Origin of the sequence: Bifidobacterium sp. UBA744 (assembly GCA_002298605.1) — a bacterium.
In the GTDB taxonomy this organism is placed as follows: Bacteria; Actinomycetota; Actinomycetes; order Actinomycetales; family Bifidobacteriaceae; genus Bifidobacterium.
In genome coordinates this window covers 1-5,825 of the sequence record DBKS01000043.1, presented here as the reverse complement: position 1 = coordinate 5,825, position 5,825 = coordinate 1, and the positions used below count along the sequence as shown (strand labels likewise).

3 protein-coding genes are annotated in these 5,825 nt (G+C 63.2%); 2 read left to right on the top strand and 1 reads right to left on the bottom strand.

Annotation, left to right across the window (positions count from 1 at the left end; all coding sequences use genetic code 11):
- Nucleotides 1-848, bottom strand: an 848-nt coding sequence (locus tag B2994_RS04165) for a tRNA-ribosyltransferase family protein (RefSeq protein ID WP_291527120.1), incomplete at its 3' end; no start/stop codon positions are given.
- 185 nt (nt 849-1,033) lie between these two features.
- Here B2994_RS04165 and B2994_RS04160 point away from each other — a divergent pair.
- Entirely contained in the window at nt 1,034-3,034 is a 2,001-nt protein-coding gene (locus tag B2994_RS04160) for a S1C family serine protease (RefSeq protein WP_291527119.1), read from the top strand.
- A gap of 295 nt (nt 3,035-3,329) precedes the next feature.
- On the top strand, nt 3,330-5,576 hold the full coding sequence (locus tag B2994_RS04155) for a heavy metal translocating P-type ATPase (RefSeq protein ID WP_291527118.1): 2,247 nt from the start codon (nt 3,330-3,332) through the stop codon (nt 5,574-5,576).
- Nucleotides 5,577-5,825 lie beyond the last annotated feature (249 nt).

Sequence of the window (5,825 nt, the reverse complement as noted above, 5' to 3'; positions counted from 1 at the left end):
CGCTTTTCGATCGCCCCGCCGATGCCCACGCCATCGAAGTCGAGCGAAGCGATCTGCTCGGCGGCATGGCGTCGCAGATCCTCGTAGTTCGCGCCTTGCACCACGCCGAACAACGCCTGGTATGGCTTGCCCGCCCGTTCGGCCGTCAGTCGCTGGTGCTCGGCCACGCAGCGCTTCGCCCAGCGGTACGTGCGCTCCACCGAACGCTCCTGATAGGACCGCGTGTTCATCAGCGTGGTCAGCTCGTCGAACGCGAACATGATGTCCGCGCCGATATGATGCTGAATGCCCATGGAGATTTCGGCGGAGAAGCGATGCTCGTCGCCGTTCAACGGCGATTTGAAGGTTACGCCGTCCTCGTCTACAAAGGCCAGGCGTTCTTTGCCATCGGCGATCACGTCATCGGATTTGAGGCCGGTGACGTCCATCGCCAGCGTTTTCTTGAAGCCGGCGCCGAGCGAAAGGACCTGGAATCCTCCGGAATCGGTGTAGGTCGGACCGTCCCAATTCATGAACCGCGCAAGTCCACCGGCGGCGTCAAGCGTTTCGGGGCCGGGACGCTCGAACAGATGGAAGGCATTGGCCAGCAGGCACTGGGCGCCCAGTTGCTTCATCTGCTCGGGCAGCACGCCTTTCATGGCGGCCTGCGTGCCGACCGGCACGAACGCCGGTGTGCGAATGTCGCCGTGCGGGGTGTGGATGATGCCGGTGCGGCCGTATCGGGCGCCGTCGCGGCCTAAGCCGTTGGCTGAATGAGGCAGCCGGGTGATGGTCTCGAAGCTGAATGCGCTGCGATCGCCGGGGCGTCCGGGGGCCGCTCCGCGAGGATGTTCCAATAATGACGTCATGGCTCCACTCTAGCGAATCGGATGGCTGCCGCCCCCCCCGGGCGATAAACTGGTGGGTAATTCTGTCCCTGCTTTCAAACAACATTCAGGAAACTTCCAGAGCAAGTATCTTTACTTCTAGGTAGCAGAAACGCGAACGGCTCATCGTGGGGATGAGGCCATCACGTAGACATGAAGGAGTAATCATGGCTGACGATCAGCGCAATCCTTGGCAGGTGCCGCAGGGCGGTTCGACCCCGGCCAACGCCGAGTCGTCCGATTCGAACAATCTCAATCAAGGCGGCAGCTCCGATAACGATAATCAGGGGCAGGTCGCTCCGGCGGACCATCCGACCGTCGAACAGCCGACCGAAACGATACCAATGGCGCCCGCAGCCGCTCCGGACCAGCCGACCACCCCATTGCCGGCTGTTCCCGCCGGTGGCACAGCCCCGAATGCAGGTGCCGCCACCCCGGAGCCGTATCGCCCCTCTCCCGAATACGGAGCGTACGATCCTGCAGCGTCGCAGACTCCCGCAAATCCGACCAATGGTCAGCCGACCTATGGGCAGAATATTCCGGCCGGTCCGTTTAACCCGTATCCGTTCGGCGCTCCGGAACCTGAGCAGTCGCAGGACGGGCAGTCGAACAACGGGCAGCAGCAAAACCAGTCCGGCCTGTTTGGGTTCGGCAACCCCTTCGCCGCCCAGAACCATCAGCAGGGCGGCGCCCAGCCCCATCATCCTCAGCAGTCCCAGCCTCAACAACCCCAGCAGCCCGGCGGTCAGGTGCCGCCTCAGGTGCCGCCTACGCCATTTGCGCAGGGTGGTGGCCAGCAGCCCGGCCCGCAGGGTGTCCATCCGAACGGCAAGGCCTCCGCGACGACGGTTGTGACCGCGGTCGTCGCCGCGGTCCTGTCCGCAGCGCTGATGCTTGGTCTCGGGTGGGCCGGCATCTCCCAGGGCTGGATCACCGTGCCGAGTTCGTCCAGCATGAATTCCCTCAGCTCCAACACGGGCGGTTCCGGGTCCGCCACCGCCAAGAGTGGCGAAGCGCCCGATTGGAAGACCGTTGCGAGTGACGTTTCCGCTTCCGTGGTCTCCATCACCACGCAGCTCTCCAACGGGACCGGCAAGGGGTCCGGCGCGATCATCGACAAGGACGGTCATATCGTGACCAACAACCACGTGGTGTCCGGCGCACAGCAAATTCAGGTGACCTTGTCGAACGGCAACCTGTATTCCGCGCAGCTGGTCGGCACCGACACCACCACCGATCTGGCCGTGATCAAGCTCGACAACGCTCCGAGCGATCTGACCGCAGTGACCTTCGCCGATTCCGACACGCTCGCCGTGGGCGAGAACATCATGGCCGTGGGCAATCCGCTCGGTTATGCGAATACGGTGACCACGGGCATCGTCTCCGCCCTGAACCGTCCGGTTACGGTGCAGGATGAGGACAGCGGCGAGAACATCTTCACCAATGCGGTGCAGATCGACGCGGCCATCAACCCCGGCAATTCTGGCGGTCCGACCTTTAACGCGGCCGGCCAGGTAATCGGCATCAATTCGTCGATCGCCTCCACCGCCTCCTCGTCGTCGTCCGCCGGTTCCATCGGCATCGGCTTCGCCATTCCGTCGAATCTGGTCAAGCGCGTGACCGACGAAATCGTCAAGAACGGCAAGGTGCAGCATGTGGCGCTTGGCATTACGGTCAACGTTGCCAAGGCCGCGACCGCCACCGCCGATGGCGTGACCCGCGCAGGCGCCGGTGTCAATGCGGTGACTTCCGGCGGCCCCGCGGAAAAGGCCGGCGTCAAGGCCGGTGATGTGATCGTGGGCTACAACGGCAAGTCCGTCACCAATTCGTACTCACTGCTCGGCTTCGTACGCGCCTCCGCCATGGGGGACACCGCCAAGCTGACGGTGGTGCGCGACGGCAAGACGATCGAGTTGACGGTCACCCTTGATCAGGAGGAATCCGCGGTGAACGGCTCCAGCTCGTCCAGCGGCAATAGCCAGAACCAGAACAACAACAGGTCGAATGGCAATGGTTCGAACAGTAATGGTTCGAACGGCCAGACCAACCCGTACGGCAACTCCGGCAATGGTTCGAACGGTTCGAATGACTCGAATGGCAATGGCAACAGCGACGGAGACAACGGCGGCCTGTCCGATCCGTTCAGCCAGCTGTTTGGATGGAACTGATCCGAGTCGAGCAGCCAGCAGCCAGCAGCCAGCGAATCATCGGACCCGCTCTGATTGAGCGGCTTCGGCGGCCCTGATGCCGTCCAGCTCCAGGCCAAGCCCCGGCGGACGCACCCAATGCGGTGCACCGCCGGGGCTTTGCTATAGTGATAGACGAATCTTTACGCCGTGTATCGATGTGCGGGCATATCCGCATTCGATGGGTTAACAAGGCGTGACAGGTAGTTTTGCCGGTCGCGCATAGTATTGGAACCCTGTGCGGGCGGCCCGGATACCAGCGTAAGGAGTCGTGTCAATGCGCATCGTCACCCGTATCGGTTCTCGAATCATCGCAATCTGCAAACTCGTTCCATTACTGCCCGTGGTGATCGTGGCGGCTGTTCCGCTCGCCCTGCTGTGGGATTGCCGGCCGTGGGGGTCCTGGCCGACGGCCGTGTGGGGGTGGCCCGTCAATCCGTCGCTTGGGCAATGGATCGTGGTCGCGCTGGTGCTCTACACCGTGGGCGACACGCTGATCGGCATGATTGAGGATATTCGACACGGTCATGTTGGCGTGGATGTGCTGGCCGTGGTGGCGATCCTGTCCACGTTGGCCGTGCGGGAATACTGGGCAAGTTGGGCGGTTACGCTGATGATCGCCTCCGGTGAGGCCATCGAGGAGTACGCGCAGGCCAAGGCGGGGAGTTCGCTGACCGCCCTGCTCAAGGCGGCTCCCCACATTGCGCATGTGGTTGATCTGCCTGGTGTGGGCAACGAGGACGGCGGCAAGGGCGTCGGCAAGGACGGCGGCATTCCGGATACGCGTGGAGCCGACAGCCAGGCCATGAGGCATTCGAGAGACGAGGAGACCCCATGGTACCTTGCGCAGACGGCGTCGTCGTCGGCTGCCGTTGCCGCTTCGCCGGATGGATTCCGCCGCGTGACGGCCGCCCCCCGGGAAAACGATGGGAAGGGAACCGGCTCGACGCATTACCGCTCGGTGCCGGTGCAGGATGTTCGGTTGAATGACCTGTTGGTGGTGCTGCCAGGCGAAACCGTGCCGGTCGATGGCGAATTGCTCTCCGGCTCGGCCACGCTTGACCTGTCGAATATCAACGGCGAACCGGTGCCACGTGAGGTATATGCCGGTGCGCGGATCCTGTCCGGTGCGGTAAATGGCGCTTCGATGATCACCATGAGGGCTTCCAAACTCGCCCACGATTCGCAATACCAGCGCATCCTGGAGCTGGTTTCTTCCGCGCAGGAGTCTCGGCCGGCAGTGGTGAAAACCGCTGATTTGCTGGCGGTGCCGTTCACGGTGATTTCCTTCGTGATCGCCGGTTTGGCCTGGTTCGTCTCCGGCACGCCGCTGCGCTTCGCCCAAGTGCTGGTGCTGGCCACCCCATGTCCGCTGCTGATCGCCGCCCCCGTCGCCTATATGGCCGGCACCGGTCGCCTCGCCAAGGCCGGCGTGCTCATCAAGGCCCAGGAGGTGCTGGAGAATCTGGGCCGCATCACCCATGTGTTCTTCGACAAAACCGGCACGCTGACCGTCAAACGGCCTCAGGTGGTGCGCGTGGACATGGCCAAGGGGCTCGAGGGGCCCGCGGCCCGGCTCAGCAAGGATCATGTACTGATGTTCGCCGGCGTGGTGGAATCCTATTCGGTGCATATTCTGGCGAAGGGCATTGCGGCTGCCGGCAATGCCGCGATTACGCGCCTGCATGACCGTTACGATGCCGGCCAGCGTCGTTGCCCGGAGCCCGAGGCGAGTTGGATGGGCCGCGGACGCGAATACCCGGTGGTCAAGCATGTGCGTGAGGATGCCGGCAGCGGCGTGACCGGCGAGGTGAACGGACACGAGGTGCGCGTTGGGCGATACGCTTTCGTCGCTTCGGATGAACGCGGATTCATGCGCTCCGATGGCGCCGGCAGTGATCTGCGCCCCCGCTTTGCGCAGCTTGCCCCCGACGAGATGGCGTCGTATGTGGCGGTCGACGGGCATCTGGTTGCGCGCATTGTGCTGAAGGACGTGCCGCGGGCCAATGCGAAGGCGGCTGTCGCGCGCCTGAAGGAATTGGGCGTCAACCGTCTGACCATGCTGACGGGCGACAAGGCGGCCTCCGCCAGAATCATCGCCGAACAGATCGGCATCGACGACGTTCGCGCCGAACTCTTCCCGGAAGACAAGGTGAAGGCCGTGGCCCAGTCCTCGCACGAGATCACCATGATGGTCGGCGACGGTGTGAACGACGCGCCGGTGCTCGCCTCGGCCACCATCGGCATGGCCATCACGGACGGCATGTCCACGGCCGCTTCCGAGTCCGCGCAAGTGGTGATTATGAACGACGATATCGCCGCGGTGCCCCGCGCAATCGCAATCGCCCGTCACACCAAGCGCGTGATGCTGCAGGCGGTGATCGCCGGCCTTACGCTCGCCGTCATTGGCATGGTCGCGGCCGCATTCGACCTGATCCCCGTTGTGGTCGGTGCTTTTTTGCAGGAAGCCATCGATGTGGTGAGCATCCTGTGGGCGTTGACTGCGATGCTGGATCGCGAATAACGGCGCTTGGGGACCATGAAAGCAATTCGGCGGGGGGTGCGGAATGCAGATGGAAGCGGGTTTGGAATTATCTCCATTAAGCCATCCGGCCCCTGTTGTGATTCGTCGGTTTGCGTTAGGCTAGAGCGCGTGACTGAGAATTCCGAAAACAACACCAACGAATTGCGCATCGCCGTTATCGGTGCCGGCCCCGCGGGCGTCTATTCCTCCGACATTTTCCTGCGCCAGCTCAAGAAGCTGGGCGAAAGC

Bases quoted from the DNA above. Each gene is read 5' to 3' on its own strand.
- B2994_RS04160 (WP_291527119.1), top strand. From the start codon at position 1,034: ATGGCTGACGATCAGCGCAATCCTTGGCAGGTGCCGCAGGGCGGTTCG.
- B2994_RS04155 (WP_291527118.1), top strand. From the start codon at position 3,330: ATGCGCATCGTCACCCGTATCGGTTCTCGAATCATCGCAATCTGCAAA.